This window comes from Cyclobacterium sp. 10D3-21, from assembly GCF_055809755.1.
The window spans coordinates 3,083,792-3,101,423 of sequence record NZ_CM147924.1 but is presented as its reverse complement, the minus strand read 5'-3'; the positions used below and the strand labels follow the sequence as shown (position 1 = coordinate 3,101,423).

Below are 17,632 nucleotides of genomic sequence, written 5' to 3'. Positions count from 1 at the left end.
GGAACACCCCTAAGGGGTGTTTTTTTCCTTGCCTGAAAACAATAAAAATCGCTTAAGATAAATTTGGTCAATTCAACTAGAAATATATCTGAATTGGTGAAATAACAGATATATTAATTGCTTTAATTAGGACATTTTTTATTTTTTCCAAATAAAGTTTTAATTTTCATTTATCAATTCAAAAGCATTCGAATTGCATTTTGGGAAAATATTAACCAATTTTTACTAAATTGTATTCAAATCTATTTTAACTGAAGCATTTAGTAATTTATAAAATCATTTAATTATAAACACATGTCGGATATTGCTAAACTATCCTTTAAAGGTAAAGAATACGATCTTCCAGTCACCGAAGGTACAGAAAATGAAATTGCAGTTGATATTGCAAAATTACGTGGGCAATCGGGTTTAATAACCATTGATCCTGGTTTTAAAAACACGGGGTCGACAAAAAGTGCCATTACGTTTTTAGATGGGGAGAAAGGTATTTTAAGGTATAGAGGCTACAATATTGAAGACTTGGCCGAAAATTCTAATTTTTTAGAAGTTTCTTATTTGTTGATAAATGGTGAATTACCTACTACCGACCAATACGACGATTTTTCAAATAGAATCACCAAACATACTCTCGTCCATGAGGACATTAAGAAGATTTTGGACGGGTTCCCTTCAGTAGCGCACCCTATGGGGGTTTTATCCTCCCTGATTTGTTCACTGACTGCTTTTTACCCAAATTCTTTAGATCCCAACAATACGGATGAAGAAATTCAATTGAGCATAGTGAGGCTAATGGCAAAATTGCCAACCTTCGCTGCGTGGGCTTATAAAAACAAAATGGGACATCCTGTAAATTATCCTGACAATAGCTTAGACTACTGTGGTAATTTCATGAAAATGATGTTCTCTGTCCCTTCTGAAAAATATGAAATAGATCCTGTTATTTCAAAAGCATTGGACAAGTTATTGATCCTTCATGCTGACCATGAGCAAAACTGCTCTACTTCTACAGTAAGAATGGTAGGTTCATCTCAAGCCAGCATCTATGCTTCCATTTCAGCTGGAATCAATGCCCTATGGGGACCTTTGCATGGTGGTGCCAATCAGTCAGTAATCGAAATGCTTGAAGCCATTAAAGCTGACGGAGGAGATTCGAAAAAATACCTGGAAAAAGCTAAGGATAAAAATGATCCTTTCAGACTGATGGGCTTTGGTCATAGGGTGTATAAAAACTTTGATCCTCGAGCAAAAATAATTAAAAAAGCAGCGGATGAAGTTTTGGAAAAACTTGGTATAAATGATCCTATATTAGACATTGCCAAAGAATTGGAAAGTGCCGCCCTTAACGACCAGTATTTCGTAGATAGGAAACTTTACCCTAACGTTGATTTCTACTCAGGAATTATTTACAGAGCTTTAGGTATACCTACAGATATGTTTACGGTAATGTTTGCATTGGGAAGACTTCCAGGATGGATTGCTCAATGGAAAGAAATGCGTGAAAATAACGAACCTATTGGTAGACCAAGACAAGTATATGTAGGTGAGACCGAAAGAGATTTTGTAACAATTGACAAAAGATAATAAAAACCATAACTTCAATATAAAAAAAGGGTCTAATGACCCTTTTTTTGATTTAATTCAAAATAAAATTTAGAAAAATCTACAGTTATTTGTGATTTATTCTATTTAACATTTTATTATAGTTGTAAATGAGGTTTAAAATTCATACCTTTGCAACTTATTTAAAAGATACATTTTCTCCTACGCCGTGGGGTTCCTTATTGTTGATCGACACTGGGATATTTTGGAATACCGTGGCTCAGAGAAGTAAGGAACACATTTCATGGAAAAAGAATTAACATTTTCAGACCTTGGGGTTTCGGAAGAAATCTTAAGGGCAGTGGAAGACATGGGCTATACCCAACCCTCCCCTATTCAAACACAAACAATCCCTTTATTATTACAGGGTGTAGATTTAATTGGTCAGGCACAAACAGGAACAGGCAAAACAGCCGCTTTCGGTATACCAATAATTGACCGCATTGACAGCTCTAATAACAAACCTCAAGCACTAATCTTGTGCCCTACCAGAGAACTTGCCGTTCAGGTAGAAGGGGAAATCGTCAAATTAACCAAATACAACAGGAAGATCTCTTCTACGTGTATATACGGTGGTGAGGCTATTGATAGACAAATTAGAAGTTTAAAAAAAGGTGTTCAGATCGTAGTAGGTACTCCTGGTAGGATCATGGATCACATGGACAGGAGAACCCTAGACCTTAGTCAGGTAAGCATCATCGTGTTGGATGAAGCTGACGAAATGTTGGACATGGGATTCCGTGATGACATTGAAAAAATACTGAGCTCAATGCCAAAAGAAAGGCAAACAGTATTCTTTTCAGCCACTATGCCTAAGCCGATTCTGGAACTAACCAGAAAATATCAAACAGATCCGGAAATCATTAAGGTTCTTCGAAAGGAACTTACTGTAGAAAATATTTCGCAGCTCTATTATGAGGTAAGATCAGGATTAAAAACTGATTTGATAAGCAGACTAATTAATCTTCATGAGTATAAGCTTAGTGTTATTTTCTGTAACACTAAAAGGGTGACTGATGAAGTGACTGAAGATTTGACAGCCAAAGGAATACCTGCAGAGGCTTTACATGGCGATTTGTCTCAAGCGCAAAGAACAAAAGTGATGAACAAATTCCGTAAAGGACATTGTTCAGTATTGGTAGCAACTGATGTTGCAGCAAGAGGAATTGATGTAGAAAATGTTCAGGCTGTTTTCAATTATGATCTTCCACTTGATGAAGAAAATTATGTTCACAGAATTGGTCGTACAGGAAGAGCTGGTAAAACAGGAACAGCGATAAGTTTTGTTTCTGGACGAAGAGATTCTGGTAAAATCAAAGATCTTGAAAGGTTTATTAAAACATCTATAGATAGAGCAGCGCCACCATCTGTGGACCAGCTTGTTCAGATGAAAAAAGACCAATTGACCAAAGATATACAAGGACAACTGGCCAAAGAAGAAGACAACACTGTATTTGAGCAGGCAATTGAAAGTCTTCAGGCTGAAGGCATCACCACGGAACAAATTGCACTAAGTTTAGTAAAGATGCAATTGGGTGAGGCAATAGATAAGTTCAAGGAGATGAACTTTACTCCAGACAGAGATCGGGGAGGAAGGGATGACAGAAGGCCTAAAAGAGATCGAAATGATCGCGACAGGGGTGCTAGCCCTAGAGGACGTTCTGGAGAAAGAGGAGACCGCAGTAGCAGAAGAGGCGGCAAAAAAGAAAGAGAACCAAATATGGCTCGTCTTTTCCTGAATTTAGGTAAAAAAGACAGGATTCGCCCTAATGATATTGTTGGTGCTATTGCTGGAGAAACTGGTGTTTCAGGAGGAAGTATAGGTGAAATTGATATTTTTGATAGCTTTTCATTTGTAGACATCCCTAAGAAAGATGTTTCTCATGTAATCAATGTCATGAATACGAATACCATCAAAGGTAAACAAGTAAATTTTGAGATCTCGAAACCTTAAACCCGAAATTTGCAATAGGTTTAATATTGCATAATTCAGGTCAATCGTTAACTCAAAAGTGAATTACGAATAGAAAAGCCATCCATAATAGGATGGCTTTTTGTATGGGTACCTTGAGGGAAATAACAAGATGACCAAATAAAGGCAATTGCATTCAATTCTTTCGGCAAATCAGTGCAAATTCAATACTGCTTTACATTGTCGTATCGCCCTGCCTGTGTCAAGGGAACGAAGACAGGTCCTTCGGCCTTTAAATAGCCTTATTCTATAAGATCACTCCAGTTGGGAAAAGGTGAGGATAAGGAAATATACACTTAAAGTTTTGACTAAAAAACCAAAACAAAAAGGATTAAGTGCTGGCCTGAGCCATGGTCTTTAACCTGGCTGTAATTTTCTCTTCCATCTCCTGATAATAAGGGCAGGTTAATCCATTTGCTAGTGAATCACTAATCACTTCATCTACCAAAGTCTTTTTTTCCCCAGCCACGCCTCTATCTATATCCAGTTGAAAGGAAGTTTTAGCAGTAGCAGGAAAATTCGACAGCATATCTAGCGCAGCTTTTAGGTCTGAATTTTCTATCGGTACCCCAAGCTTTTGCGCCAATTGAATCAATTCTTCCATCAAAAATATCCATTGTTTTTTCAATTCAGGATTGGTCCTTATTTCACCTAAGGTCACATCATGCGCCGCTGACAATGTTCCCAAGCTTGAGATGAATAAAAACTTTTTCCAAAGGTGCGTGTCTATGTCAGACACCAACATTAAAGGAACACCACATTGGTTTAAATACTTAAAAGCCCAATCAAATTTATCTGTAAGGGGTTTACCTACTATAACCTTTCCGGGACCTCCCAAATGCTTGATATGCCCGGGATTTTGAACATTAGAGATCAAGTATATGCAGGCATCAAGAACTTCTGGTTTATCAACCAAAGATCGGACACATTGAGCAGCATTTACCATATTTTGAAGGGGAAGAACCAAAGTATTCTCACCAAAAATGGATTTGTTTTCAATTATTGCATTTTCCATTGATTGTGACTTTGTTGCCAAAATCACAAGATCGTAAGGAACATCCACCTTACCACTAAGCAATAGGTCATCAGGGTTCAAAGCCACTTCCTTTTCTGGTGAGGTAAATATTAGTCCTTTTGATGCTATGTTTTCATAGGTGGTCCCTCGTGAAATAAAATCAAGTTTTATTGAATCATCCTTCCGTTTAGCTAAAATTTTAGCGCCTATAAACCCACCTACCCCTCCTATTCCAAGGATAGCTATCGATTTTTCTCTCATTTTATTATATTTAATTACATTGAAATATTGACATTATTTCCTATTTATGGATTCCAATCTTTAATGTCCAATAACCAGCTATTTATTTTAAAAATCAATAAATTTAAAAAACTAAAGTTAATTTTGTAAACCCACCATAACTTTAAATGCAATAAATATGTATCAGGATTGGCGCTATAATGAATTCCAGCAAACTGGCAAAGATTATTCTTCTCAGGAGGAGGTAGCTGTTTATGACCCGTCCCATGATGATTTCAGGGACCTTGCCAAGGAGATCAAGGAAACAATAGAATGGTTAGGTCCAAACCCAAATTCAATCGTATTGGACATCGGGTGTGGCACAGGTAACTTTAGTATTCATCTGTCTTCAATCTGTGCAAAAGTATATGCGATCGATGTGTCTGAAAACATGTTGAAATTTGCGAAATCTAAAGCCAAATCAGTCAATGCCAGAAATATAACTTTTTCTCATACAGGGTACCTAAATTTTGAACTTCCGGAAAACCATGTGGATGGAGTGATCAGCTCCCTCTCCCTTCATCACCTCCCAGACTATTGGAAAAGTATTACTCTAAATAGAATATTTCAGGTCTTGAAACCTGGAGGGAGGTTCTTTTTATACGATATGGTAATACCTGATCAGCAATCAAGGGAGATAATCAATGGTTTTATTAGTCGACAGGAACAAAGAGGGGGAGATTTCATGAAGGACGACACTATTATCCATTTTAAGGAAGAGTATTCCACATTTGACTGGATCATGAGAAAACTCTTATCAGATGCTGGCTTTATTATTAAAGAGGAGCATTTTAGTGACGGCGTATTTAAAAAATATTTGTGTGAAAAACCCCAATAAAAAACTACATTTCTTACTTACTTTTAAAGCACATAAAATAATAGTCCCCTAAACAGACATTCTATATCACAACGAAAATCCTTTGACAGTAAACTAACAGCCGTCGGTTTAGTTAAGGAGGTATCTTTTTTGATTAGGATGCCTTTTACGGGCCAAATCAGTAGTTTAATTACCAGGCCCTCCTTTAAGTAGCAGACTTTAATTTTTGAAGGTGAAAGGTATTTTAATATTGACGGAAGGATTGTTTTTTGAAGACCCAAATGGCAAATTTATTTTGACGTATTTTTCTAATTAGTTGTGGAAATCATCAATATAGAGGTACGTAATTAAACACGGGAATACCCATAGGAACCCAAGCCGAGAAGTAGACAAAAGAAAGGGTTAATTTCCCTATACAGCTTCCTATTAAATACTAACTTCAATAAATCAGCTGTGATTACTAATAGAGGACTTATGCATTTATATTTTAAGTAAGATTTATAATAGGAAGTCTTATTTTATTTTCGAAAATTATTAAAATAATCGAAAGCAATTCAAGTCACCGCTTACCTGGATCTATTGGTTCAATTAATACATTGATGGCATCATCCAGAAATTGAATTAATAGATGATAGAATTAAAATATAAGCCGATGAAGATTTATTTTTAGTAGCTGGCATAACCTATTGATTTTTTGGAGAACCTGTAAACGGAATGCTTGTGGAGATTACAGCAAGATTGAAAAGCCTGAATACAATGAGATATATTTTAATATAAAGTCGAAATTATTATGAATTTTCGATTTATACCGGATTATATCCCTTTAATAAATACAAATTCGGTATTATTCCACAACTTACTGTATATTCAAGACCAACTATACTGGTTTATTTGCCTCACTACGCCAGGCACTAGTACTCAGATTACAAGAATTATGGGTATATTTAGGCCATGCATCTATTCTTCCGAAATGCCACTTACTTAGCAAGCCTGCTGGCAATTTCCTGTACGAGTTTAAGACCAGTGCAAGACTTGTCTGCTGATGCACTGGAAGGAATCGGGAAATTTAGAGAATTGGATTACAGCTTTTATACAAGTTGTATTGAAGATTGTACTTTTAACAAAATAAGTCAATTTGAAATTGAAAGAGAACTAAATTGCTCTTGTGAACCTTATCAATTAGCAGATGATCAGGTCTACAATATGTATCTGACATTAATCGATTACTGGGAAGGCCTTTATCAGCTTTCATCGATGAATATTAACCAATACAATTTGAACAGACCTACGGCTGTTTTAGGGGCTACTAATTTAATCCAGATTAATGATGAACATTTATTGGCTTTCCAAAAGCTATCAGAAATTAGCTTAAAGGCAGTCACAGGCCAATACAGGAAAAATAAAATAAAATCCTATATGGTAGAGGCAGATATTTATCAACAAATTATCAGCGATAAGCTGACATTTGTGCTAAAGGAAAACCTTTCGGGCTTAATGGCCATACAGGAAGAGAGCTGGTATTCTTATTATAAAACAATGACCTTTGATCCAGCATTAAACACTGTAGATAAGGCTTTGGCTGCGGATAAGTATTACAGGTTGTTAGAAAACAATAAAAGCCGAAGCAATCAAATCAAGGTATTGATTGACGTAATTAGTTTAATTGCTCAAAAGCACCATCAATTGATTGAAGCAGGAACAAAATTAAATAGTGCCAATTTCAAGGAAGAAATTGGCAAAGTATCCAGAGAATTACACACATTACATTATGCTTTTGAGCAACTGAAAAAATGAAAGAAAGATTGGACAGTGAGTTTATAAGCCAATTGGCTGATGAATTTTTAGAGATCGCGAAAAAATTCAATGATTATCGATTTGAAAAAATCAGCCAACAGAAAATTAGCCATGATACCTTTCTGGAAATGGGGAAAAAATCAACTCAATTGATGAAAACAGCCAGGGAGATGAAACTTTTATCCACCCTCATAGTCGGCGAAGAAACTGCAACGGCAATTCTTAAATTAGAAAATATCAATAAGGAGATAAAAAGTAGCATAACTTCTTTGATAGACATTCAAAAAGCATTTGATTTTATAGGTGCCTTAGGGGATTTAGGATTGGCAATTATTGACAAAAACCCAGCTGCAATCAGTGACAACATTGCATTTATCTCTGATCTGGTAAAAGAGAAAACAAGTTAATGATGAAGGATCAAAAAAAGCATAAAACAAAAAACAAGATTAGGGAAAATTTCTCTCCTGTTTGCTTTCAAAATGATCCTGACATTCAAGAGGAATATCTTTTACCTCTTCAAAAGCAAGAGGAATTGCCCAACAAATCAAATAAACTAACGAAGCAGAAAGACAAATCCAATTGAGTTTGAGCCTGATTTGAATTATTTTTAGTATTAATAAGGGTTAAAATACATGTTTGCGCTAACCATCGTCTATATATAGATTAAGTACCAAGCCCTAAAAAAAGCTTCCTTTTATATAAAAAAACAAAAAAGTTTCGCAAAATTTTAATATTTTAGACTTTTATAATAAATAAAAAAATTACCAATGAAAGACATCAATAAATCCACCAAAAACAATTCCAGGAGGAATTTTATAAAAGCCTCCACCACTGCTGTTGCAGGATTTTACATAGTACCTAGACATGTACTTGGAGGGCCAGGTTTTAAAGCCCCCAGTGATAAACTTAGGATAGCCGGAATCGGTGCAGGAGGAAAAGGCGGAAGTGATATTAGAAACTTTTATGAAAGTGGGAATGCAGAAATTGTGGCATTATGTGATGTAGATCCAGTAAGGGCATCTGGTAGCATTGAAGCTTATCCTAAGGCAAAATTTTATGCCGATTTTAGGGAAATGCTAGAAAAAGAAAATAACAATATCGATGCAGTTTCTGTATCAACCCCAGATCATAATCATGCCATCCAGGCACTTATGGCAATGAAAATGGGAAAACATGTTTATGTGCAAAAACCATTGACCCATACCATTCAGGAAGCCCGTATACTTACTCAAGCTGCTGAAAAATACAAACTGGTAACCCAAATGGGGAATCAAGGTTCTTCTGGAGACGGCGTTCGACAAATGCGTGAATGGTATGCTGCAGGATTAATTGGCGAGGCTACCAAGGTTCAATGTTGGACCAACCGTCCAGTATGGCCTCAAGGTGTTCCGTGGCCTGGAGAGTCTGGTAAAAAAGCGCCTAAAAACCTTAACTGGGATCTATGGCTAGGACCTGCTGAGCAAATGGGATATGTTGAAAACCTACACCCTTTCAATTGGAGAGGATGGTGGGAATTCGGTACAGGAGCACTTGGAGATATGGCTTGTCACCTAATGGAACCAGCTTTCCGAACATTGGATTTAGGGTACCCTACAGGAGCAGAATGTAGTGTAGGTTCTGTATATACCGGAGAATTTACTAGAGGATACTTCCCTAAGAGCTGTCCGCCATCTTCACACATTACCCTAGGATTTGATAAGCCAAATGGAGGTAACCTTGAATTTCATTGGATGGATGGTGGTATCCAGCCAAGCAGACCTGAAGAACTTGGACCAAATGAAGAAATGGGAGATGGAGGAAACGGAGTAATTATAGAAGGTACCAGAGGCAAAATGATGTGTTCTACCTATGGTATTAACCCTAAATTATTACCCTCTTCAATTAACGATAGTGTAAACGTTGCGCCAACTTTACCAAGGGTAGAAGGAGCAATTGGTGGCCATTATGCACAATGGGTCAATGCTTGTATTGCAGGACATGGCAGCAAAGAATTCAATGAGTTAAGTTCTCCTTTTTCAATAGCTGGACCGCTGACTGAATCAGTACTGATGGGAAATCTAGCGATTAAGAGCCATGACTACAGGGAAGCGAAATCTGATGGAAAAGGATACAACTATCCAGGCAGAGATATTAAATTGCTGTGGGATGGTGAAAACATGAAAGTAACCAATTTTGAACCTGCGAATCAGTTTGTTTCGAAGGAATACAGAGCAGGTTTTGAACTGCCAAAAATTTAGTATTTAAATTATTTTCATTTTGATAAAGCCCTGAAATTATAAATTTCAGGGCTTTATCTTTTTCTATGAATTTTGAATAGATGAAGGTTAGCACTTATCCAGTTTTTGGGAAGAACTAAGTTTTGTGGTTTAGGATTGTACCTCATTATCTAAATTTGGAACAATTATAGGCAAAGTAAAATAGAAAGTAGCTCCTTCTCCTTTTTGCGATTCTACCCAAACTTTCCCGCCAAAATTGTCAATTATTTTTTTCACAATGGCAAGGCCCATTCCTGTACCTTCATATTTTTCTTTGCTATGTAATCGATTGAATATGGTAAAAATATTTTCATGATTTTCAGGAGCTATTCCAATACCATTATCGATTACTGAAAACAACCAATTGTCTTTTTCTTTTAGCGCTTTAATTTCGATGATTGGGTTTTCACGTTCGCTTCTATATTTTAAAGCATTGCCTATGATGTTATAAAAGACTTGAAATAAAGGCGTCTTATAAGCTATTATCACAGGAAGGCCTTTGTATTTAATAATTGCATTGGTCTCATTTATTCTTTTTTTCTGTAGGACACAAACTTCATCTACCAAATCCATAATTGCCAAGCTTTTTAACTTGTCCTCATGCTTTCCTATTCTAGAAAACTCCAGCAAATCCATAATAATTTGACGCATGCGCTTGGCACCATCTACCGCAAATTCAATGTATTGGTGGGCTTTTTTATCGAGTTTATCTCCATATCTCCGCTCTAGCAAACCCATAAAGTTACTAACCATTCGTAAAGGTTCCTGTAGATCATGTGATGCCACATAAGCGAATTGCTCAAGTTCATTGTTCGACCTTTCTAATTCTTTGGCATGTTGGGCCATTTGGTTATTCAAGGCTTGCAGGGATTCTTCATATTCCTTTCTATAGGTAATGTCTGTAATTGCACCGACTACTCGCGTGACTTTTTTATTTTTATCTCTAATAAAAATGGCTCGGTCCATAACCAATGCATAATGACCCTCTTTACACAATAACCTGTACTCTTCAAACCAATTGGTTAAAAAATCGCTTTGTAAATATTTATTAAAATTGACCCCAACTCTTTCCCGATCATCAGGATGAATTAATGATTTTAAATTCTCCATATCTGGAGTATCACCTTTTATTTCATATCCAAAAAGTGTATTGAACCCTATTCCTCGGAATAATTTTTTGTTTACCAGGTCATAATCCCATATAGCGTCATTGGTTGCTTCGGCAATTTTCTCAAACCGTTCGTTCGATAGTTGAATTTTTTCTAAAGTGTTCTTCTCCTGGGTAATGTCCTTGATAAAAACACTTATACCCTCTGATGAAGGATACACATTAATGTCTAACCATATATTCATATGTTCTGAAAACGTCTCAAAATGAACTTTTGATTGGTTTTCTAAAGCAAAGATAAATTGTTCCTGAGTATAACTGTTTTTCATTCCCGGTACCACCTCCCACAATTCTGAATTTATGGCATTACCCCTGCTCACTCCCATTATTTCTTCTGAACGTTGGTTCCAATATAAAATCCTGAAATTACTATCCAACGCAAAAAAGGCCTCCCCAATACTCTCTAAAATTGTGTTTTTCTCCTCGAATGAATTTTGGAGCGCCAATTGGCTATTGCTACGCTGGATGGCTGAGGACAAGTTAGAAGTTACAGTGAATAAAAATGAAATTTCACTCTCCGTCCAACTCCTTTCTCTTGTACAGTCATTAAACCCTAAAAATCCATAGAATTCACTATTGATCATAATAGGGATAGAAAAAGATGAATGCACCTCACCTGCCTCAAAAATATCTTTTAATTTACTATCGGGTAATTCCTTGGTATGGACATTGAATACATTTCCACAATTTAAAACATCTATTATTTCAGAAAATTCTGCAATAGGAATGTTTTGAAAGGCATCTTTTTCGGTATATGTTTTAATTCCATCTTTACTCCATTCCACTTTTTTACTGAAAAATTCATTCCCATTATTTTCGTAAACTAAATCCTTCTGAAAATAATTGATCTTGTCTAACTCAACCGTCTCACTAGTGAGCACAAAGACATCTTCTATTGCATCTTTCCAATCTTCTACCAAAAGGAATTTTTCGATAACCTTTGAAATCACTTCTAATAATTGGTTGTTTTTTGCCAACTCAATTTCATTGGTTTTTTGCTTGTGAATATCCTGAATGGAACCAAAAATCCGAACGCATTGATTATTGTTAAACTCTGCTTGCGCTATACTCCTGATCCACTTTTGCTTTCCATTTGGAAGGGATAATAGCATCTGATAATCCCATGGTTCACCTTTGTTAATTGCCTGATCAAGTGACTTCTCAACCAGCATTTTATCTTCTCCAGAAAACCTTTTTAAAAGGTCATCTAATTGAGGTAAACTTTCCTTTGGTAGTCCATAAATCTCTTTAGTGGTAGCAGACATGTAGATTTTTGAATTATTTACAAGGTCAATTTCCCAACTTCCCATCCTTGACAGTTTAGAGGCATTGTCAAGCAAGGTCTGTAATTCCACCATCTCTGTAATATCATGACCAAATGAAAAAACCAATCCTTCCTCACCAAATTCATCTGATGAATTCCAGGAAATCCATCGGTATAGGCCGGCTTTAGTACGGTAACGAATGGTTAAATTTTTGGCTTGAATACCCTCCTTAACAGAAAAATTCTGAATCGAAAATTCTTTATCCTCCGGATGGATAAGGTCCTCAAATTTTTTGGTCAACATTTCTTCATCACAATAACCGAACAAATTACAGAAAGAGGGATTAACCTTAACAAAGTAGCCGCTAGGACCAATTATGGTAAGCAGTTCCGGCGCACTTTTAAAGAGCAAACTCATTTCTTCTTCCTGCTGCTTTCTTTTAATTTCACCCGCCAATAATTTACCAATCGGTTCAAAAAACAATTTACAATCTTTAGGTAAAGTGATGTTTTCTTTAGTATACAAGAGCATAACCCCTACCTTAAAATTATTTTGAACCAGCGGAATTCCTAAAATAGATTTTATATGGGTTTGCATCTCTGGGTTGAGACCTTCGTGCCTAGAGGCTTCATAAAAGTCTTTGGATTCTGAATAAACACCTGAATTCATAACATGCTCAGCAAAATCTGCTCCTATTTCAAAAATATCATCTTTCAACCATATTGGGCTTTGATCAGTCCAATAACCATGGAGCAAGTTGATTTCAATTCCTTTTTTACTTAATAACCAAACTTCTCCACCTACAAGATTTGAAAAGGCAGTAATATATTTTAAAACACCATGTAATATTTCCTTGAGTGCTACTTCATTTTTAAATTGATTGGTAATTTCGTGTTGAACCTCCTTTAAGTAGAAATCTTCTTTTTCATCTGATTTATCCCTTAACACACCAATCATTCTCAATGGCCTACCAGAATCGTCTCTAATCATATAACTACTTTCCTCTATATGTAGGAAGTGTCCTGATTTATGCAAAAACCGGTATTCTTTATGCCAGCTATTTTCAGAAGGATTATGCACAAAATCATCCCAAATCTCATCGGTTACTTTTGAATCTGCAGTATGCATAAACGTAACCCATTCCGAAATTTGATTTATTTCTTCACCCTTTTTATAACCAAATATCCTATAAAACCCTTCTCCCCAATGAAATTCATCCAAGTTATAATCCCAATCATAAATAGCATCATTGGTCGCCATGTTCACATAAGTAAAACGCTCATTACTTTTATGTAAATTCTCTAGATATTCAAACTTGGTTAACACCATGGATAAAATTCGCTGACTTTTTTGAATCGCATAAGATTCCAAATCTCTTGGTTTCCTTGAACTTTCAAAAAAATTTATAAGTAATGCATCCAGCTTTCCGTCTGAATTAAAAATAGGTAAGGACCAACAGCTATTTACCTCTATTTTATTGGCAAAATTTACCAATCTGTTCCATCTTTTGTCTTTTTTTATGTCAGCTACAAATACTTCACTGTTCAAAAAGTCAAGAGCATTCCCCTGCTCAATCTCATCGTTTAAATTAAGTTCAAAGTCCTTAAAGTCTAAATCATTAGAATCCAATAAGGAAGGAATAACATAATTTTGCAATTGTCTACCAAAAACTTTAAAAACAGCGATTTTAATCGAAGGGAATAGCGTTTCCAGATTGGAAAGGTAATTGTGCAATAAATCAGTAAGTCTGGCATCCTGATTCATGCTTCCTTCCATTAACTCCTTTTCTATGGCTTCCAATTCCCCATAAAAATGTTCTAATGTAACGTCTTTAATAGCGCCAACTACCCTGTGCGCTTTATCCTTACTATCCCTAAGAATTACTGCTTTTTCCTTAACATAAGCGTATTCACTATTAGATTTTATGAGACGGTATTCGGCTTCCCATTGTTTATCTATACTGTTGTGAATTATATGCTGAACTTTATTCTGATAAATCGCTGTATCATCAGGATGAATACTGTCATAAAAAATACTATAGTTTTTGGAGGGTTCGTCAATTATTATTCCGAAGTTTTTACTAAAACCTTCCCCTAAAAACATATCCCCTGTGACGGGGTCTAAATCCCAAATACTCCCGGCATCGGTTTGCATAACCAACTCAAATCGCTCATTACTTTTTTTCAATTCTTCTTCAAATGCGATTCGCTCAGATATATCTATTCCGTTACATTGAATTTCATTTGGTTGACCATCTGTACCTAAAATGACCACAAAATCCCATAAGGTAGAATAAAACCCTCCGCCATTTCTCAATTTTTGAATTTCTACTTTAAATGCTTTTCCGGGATGTCTTAAGCACTTATTTATTGTTCCTTTTACTTTAGGTCTTTCCTTTTCCAGTATTGTGTTTATCAAATTGATTCCTTTATAGGACTTATTAGGAAACAACCAATCGAATGTTTCCATGTATTTCGTATTGGCATAAGTGATAAATCCTTCAAGGTTCGTTCGAATAACAAAAGTGGTCTGTGATTCATAAAAACCTTTGTACCTGGCTTGGCTTGTTTTTAATTTTTCCTGGACTTTAATTAAATCTGTAATATCAACACTATTAAAGACCAATCCTTCTACTGCAGGATCATCTAACAGGTTGGTCGCTGTGCTTAATAACCAACACCAGGTTCCATCTTTTCTCTTGTACCGAAAAGGGCTACACTTTAATCGATGTTGAGAGGCTATTCCTGCCAATTCATTTACCATTCTTTCCAAATCGTCTGGATGTACCTTATCTATAGCGCTACTACCTATCATTTCGGCTTCTTCATATCCTAAAATTTGAGGATAGTTAGGGCTTACATATATGTATTTTGACTCTATAGATAAAATAGAAGTAAGATCTGATCCTTCTTGAACAAGGGCTTTAAACCTATTTTCACTCTTTGTTATACGCTCGTTAAGTTCTATTTGAGTTGTTACATCTCTGAAATTATCAACAATTCCGTTAATATTCGGATCGTCCAATAAATTGGTCATTGTAGACGCCAGCCACCTCCAGGATCCATCCTTGTGTTTACACCTTGCCGTATGCCCTTCAACGGGCACACCATGAGTAGCCAAGACTTCCTTAAGTTTTTCGGAAACAAGTTCAGCATCATCTGGGTGAATGATTTCTCTTAGCTTAAGTTGGTATCCTTCTTCTTCAGTATATCCTAAAACCTGGGTGATTGATGGTGAAATGTATTTCATCTCCCCATTGGCACTTAAAATTGCAATCGCATCTCCTCCATTTTCTATCAATGCCTTAAATCTTTTTTCATTTTCTTTTAAGGCAATTTCAGCAACTTTCCTTTGTGTAATGTCGACCATTAGTCCCCTATACATCACTTCCTTGCCATCCTCTTTTATTACTTTCACCAAATCACTGATCCATTTTAATTGCCCATTTTTATCCAAAAAGCGATACTCAATAATGAAATCATTGTCAGAAAGTGAATTTTCTGAAATCAATTGCATTACATGCTCCTTATCGGCTTCATAGATATGATCCTCCCAAAAATTCGGTGCTTGCATCCATTCCTCTACAGAATAACCTAAAATGTCTTTTACCTGAGGACTGATGTAGTTTATTTCAAATGTTTTGGGGTGGGATTCCCAAAACACCCCTGGTATGGATTCTATCAGTGAGTTAATTTTTTTATTTGATACGTTTAATGCCTCTTGGCTACTCAATTGGTCTAAATACGTCCCTAAATGATAAACTAAGGTGTTAATTAATCTCCTATCATTTTCCAATTCGCTCCTCTTTTCATTGGAATTGGTGTCTTTTAGTATAAAAATTTCCAGAAATAAAGATCCCCTATCCTGTACTATGTATTCTGATTTTAAAGAAAATTTAGTCAGCTTAAAACCAGAGCTGAAATATTCTTTATTTCCAAAAGTAATTTTAGCATATGTTTTTTTAGTGTTTTGCCATGCTGAGGGAAGGATTTTAACTGCCCTTTGGAAAAAATCATCAATTTGAAACCAGGAATAACTTAATCTGCTAATTTTATAAATACAATCTTGTTCTTTAATTCTATTCTGTAAGGACATTACCGTTTTGCCCAGCTTACTTTCCGCTTCCTTCCTTTTAGTGACATCCAAAATAATAGCGTCCCAAACCACACTACCATCTTCTAATTTATGAGGGCTTCCGGTTCCTTTGTGCCATCTCAAAGAACCATCGGGGTGATGGTACCGGTACTCTCTGTTCCAATAGCTTAATTCTGAAGCAGATTTCATTATTGAATCAATATTCCCTTTGATATCATCTTTATGGAACCTTTCATTTATCAAGTGGCTATTCTCCATTACCTGATCTGGACTAAACCCAAAAATTTGAATGGCTCCATTACTCACTAAACCAAAGGTGATTTTACCATCAGGATATCTTTGGAAACGAAATACCACACCCGGTATGTTATCAGAAATTACACGAAATTGAATTTCGTTATTCTTCCTTATAGAAATATCTGTATGGGTACCAGACATCCTTAAAGGTTTTCCATCCTGGGACCATTTCGTAACCTTACCTCTATCATTGATCCATACCTCATGGCCCTCTTTATGCAATAACCTGCATTCTTTATCGTAATAATCAATTTCCTTATTGAAACAAGCTTGTAAAATACCATCTGAAGAATTTCTATCCTCTGGGTGTAATAATTTATACCAGGTGTCCATGGTAATTGGTGCCAACTCCTCAACCTTGTACCCAACCATGGCAGCAAACTGTTCGTTTACCGTCACTTCATCATTTTCAATGTCCCATTCCCAGGTTCCGACCTGTGTGGCTTCTAAAATAGTGTTTAGCCTGTTGGTTTCAATTTCAAGATGCACCTTTGTAACCTCATGGTCTTTTTGACTTTTTTTCAATTCAAGAAGCTTGGTTACCTGCCATGCAAGAATTTTAAGTCCATTAATAGTCTTTTCATTTAATTCCCTCTGTTTAAAATCAATAGCGCAAAGCATGCCCCATAATTGGCCATGCGAGGTCATTAAAGGCACTCCAGCATAAAAAACTATACCTGGGGAAGAATTTACTAGAGGATTTGTTGAGAACCTGGGGTCCTTTCTGGCGTCAGGTACAAGAAGGATTTCTTGGTCCTTACCAACAATAAATTCAGCTAAAGATGATGTGTCGGGAACATCCTTAGCTTCTATTCCCTGACAAGAATTGATCAACACGTTTTCTTCCTCAACTTTAAAAACAATGCTTATAGGTGCCTCGGTTAAAATGGTAACAAGGCTAGTAATGGAATCTAGTTCTGCATCAATTCCCTTATCAATTAATTTATTATCTCCACTTTTGCTGTTAACATCCATTTTATATATAAAAAACTTTGTATTTCACCCCAGAAAATTGTGGGACTATCTAAAAATAAACAATTAATATGAAATCTATGGTAATTAAGACCTTTTAGGGC

General features: G+C 35.9%; 9 protein-coding genes. 7 read left to right on the top strand and 2 right to left on the bottom strand.

Annotated elements, in window-relative coordinates; translation table 11 throughout:
- Window positions 1–294: 294 nt before the first annotated feature.
- A complete protein-coding gene (locus AC0L7T_RS12415) occupies window positions 295–1,581 on the top strand; it encodes a citrate synthase (protein WP_473342958.1) in 1,287 nt (428 codons plus the stop codon).
- Window positions 1,582–1,843: 262 nt separating this feature from the next.
- Complete coding sequence (locus AC0L7T_RS12410; RefSeq protein WP_473342957.1) at window positions 1,844–3,553, top strand: DEAD/DEAH box helicase; 1,710 nt, start codon at window positions 1,844–1,846, stop codon at window positions 3,551–3,553.
- A 349-nt stretch (window positions 3,554–3,902) separates the two neighbouring features.
- Here the strand turns inward: AC0L7T_RS12410 and AC0L7T_RS12405 are convergent, their stop codons facing one another.
- On the bottom strand, window positions 3,903–4,847 hold the full coding sequence (locus tag AC0L7T_RS12405; protein WP_473342956.1) for a ketopantoate reductase family protein: 945 nt from the start codon (window positions 4,845–4,847) through the stop codon (window positions 3,903–3,905).
- A 157-nt stretch (window positions 4,848–5,004) separates the two neighbouring features.
- Here AC0L7T_RS12405 and AC0L7T_RS12400 point away from each other — a divergent pair, with 157 nt between their 5' ends.
- The 5 genes from AC0L7T_RS12400 to AC0L7T_RS12380 all read left to right on the top strand — a co-directional run bounded on the left by AC0L7T_RS12400 (window position 5,005) and on the right by AC0L7T_RS12380 (window position 9,713).
- Window positions 5,005–5,703, top strand: coding sequence for a class I SAM-dependent methyltransferase (locus tag AC0L7T_RS12400; RefSeq protein WP_473342955.1), 699 nt, complete (start codon window positions 5,005–5,007; stop codon window positions 5,701–5,703).
- Between the two features lie 930 nt (window positions 5,704–6,633).
- Window positions 6,634–7,476 carry a hypothetical protein gene (locus AC0L7T_RS12395; protein ID WP_473342954.1) on the top strand — a complete coding sequence of 281 codons (843 nt, stop codon included), beginning with the start codon at window positions 6,634–6,636 and terminating at the stop codon, window positions 7,474–7,476.
- Complete coding sequence (locus AC0L7T_RS12390) at window positions 7,473–7,883, top strand: hypothetical protein (protein WP_473342953.1); 411 nt, start codon at window positions 7,473–7,475, stop codon at window positions 7,881–7,883. Before AC0L7T_RS12395 ends, AC0L7T_RS12390 begins: the two co-directional genes overlap by 4 nt.
- Complete coding sequence (locus AC0L7T_RS12385; protein WP_473342952.1) at window positions 7,883–8,059, top strand: hypothetical protein; 177 nt, start codon at window positions 7,883–7,885, stop codon at window positions 8,057–8,059. Before AC0L7T_RS12390 ends, AC0L7T_RS12385 begins: the two co-directional genes overlap by 1 nt.
- A gap of 184 nt (window positions 8,060–8,243) precedes the next feature.
- Window positions 8,244–9,713 carry a Gfo/Idh/MocA family protein gene (locus AC0L7T_RS12380; protein WP_473342951.1) on the top strand — a complete coding sequence of 490 codons (1,470 nt, stop codon included), beginning with the start codon at window positions 8,244–8,246 and terminating at the stop codon, window positions 9,711–9,713.
- Window positions 9,714–9,842: 129 nt separating this feature from the next.
- On the opposite strand, the gene AC0L7T_RS12375 is transcribed toward AC0L7T_RS12380, so the two are convergent.
- Window positions 9,843–17,531, bottom strand: a complete 7,689-nt coding sequence (locus AC0L7T_RS12375; protein WP_473342950.1) for a PAS domain-containing protein — start codon at window positions 17,529–17,531, stop codon at window positions 9,843–9,845.
- Window positions 17,532–17,632 lie beyond the last annotated feature (101 nt).

Excerpts from the sequence above, each read along its gene's own strand:
- AC0L7T_RS12400 (WP_473342955.1), top strand. The coding sequence starts at position 5,005 with ATGTATCAGGATTGGCGCTATAATGAATTCCAGCAAACTGGCAAAGAT.
- AC0L7T_RS12405 (WP_473342956.1), bottom strand. The coding sequence starts at position 4,847 with ATGAGAGAAAAATCGATAGCTATCCTTGGAATAGGAGGGGTAGGTGGG.
- AC0L7T_RS12385 (WP_473342952.1), top strand. The coding sequence starts at position 7,883 with ATGATGAAGGATCAAAAAAAGCATAAAACAAAAAACAAGATTAGGGAA.
- AC0L7T_RS12410 (WP_473342957.1), top strand. The coding sequence starts at position 1,844 with ATGGAAAAAGAATTAACATTTTCAGACCTTGGGGTTTCGGAAGAAATC.
- AC0L7T_RS12415 (WP_473342958.1), top strand. The coding sequence starts at position 295 with ATGTCGGATATTGCTAAACTATCCTTTAAAGGTAAAGAATACGATCTT.
- AC0L7T_RS12380 (WP_473342951.1), top strand. The coding sequence starts at position 8,244 with ATGAAAGACATCAATAAATCCACCAAAAACAATTCCAGGAGGAATTTT.
- AC0L7T_RS12395 (WP_473342954.1), top strand. The coding sequence starts at position 6,634 with ATGCATCTATTCTTCCGAAATGCCACTTACTTAGCAAGCCTGCTGGCA.
- AC0L7T_RS12375 (WP_473342950.1), bottom strand. The coding sequence starts at position 17,531 with ATGGATGTTAACAGCAAAAGTGGAGATAATAAATTAATTGATAAGGGA.
- AC0L7T_RS12390 (WP_473342953.1), top strand. The coding sequence starts at position 7,473 with ATGAAAGAAAGATTGGACAGTGAGTTTATAAGCCAATTGGCTGATGAA.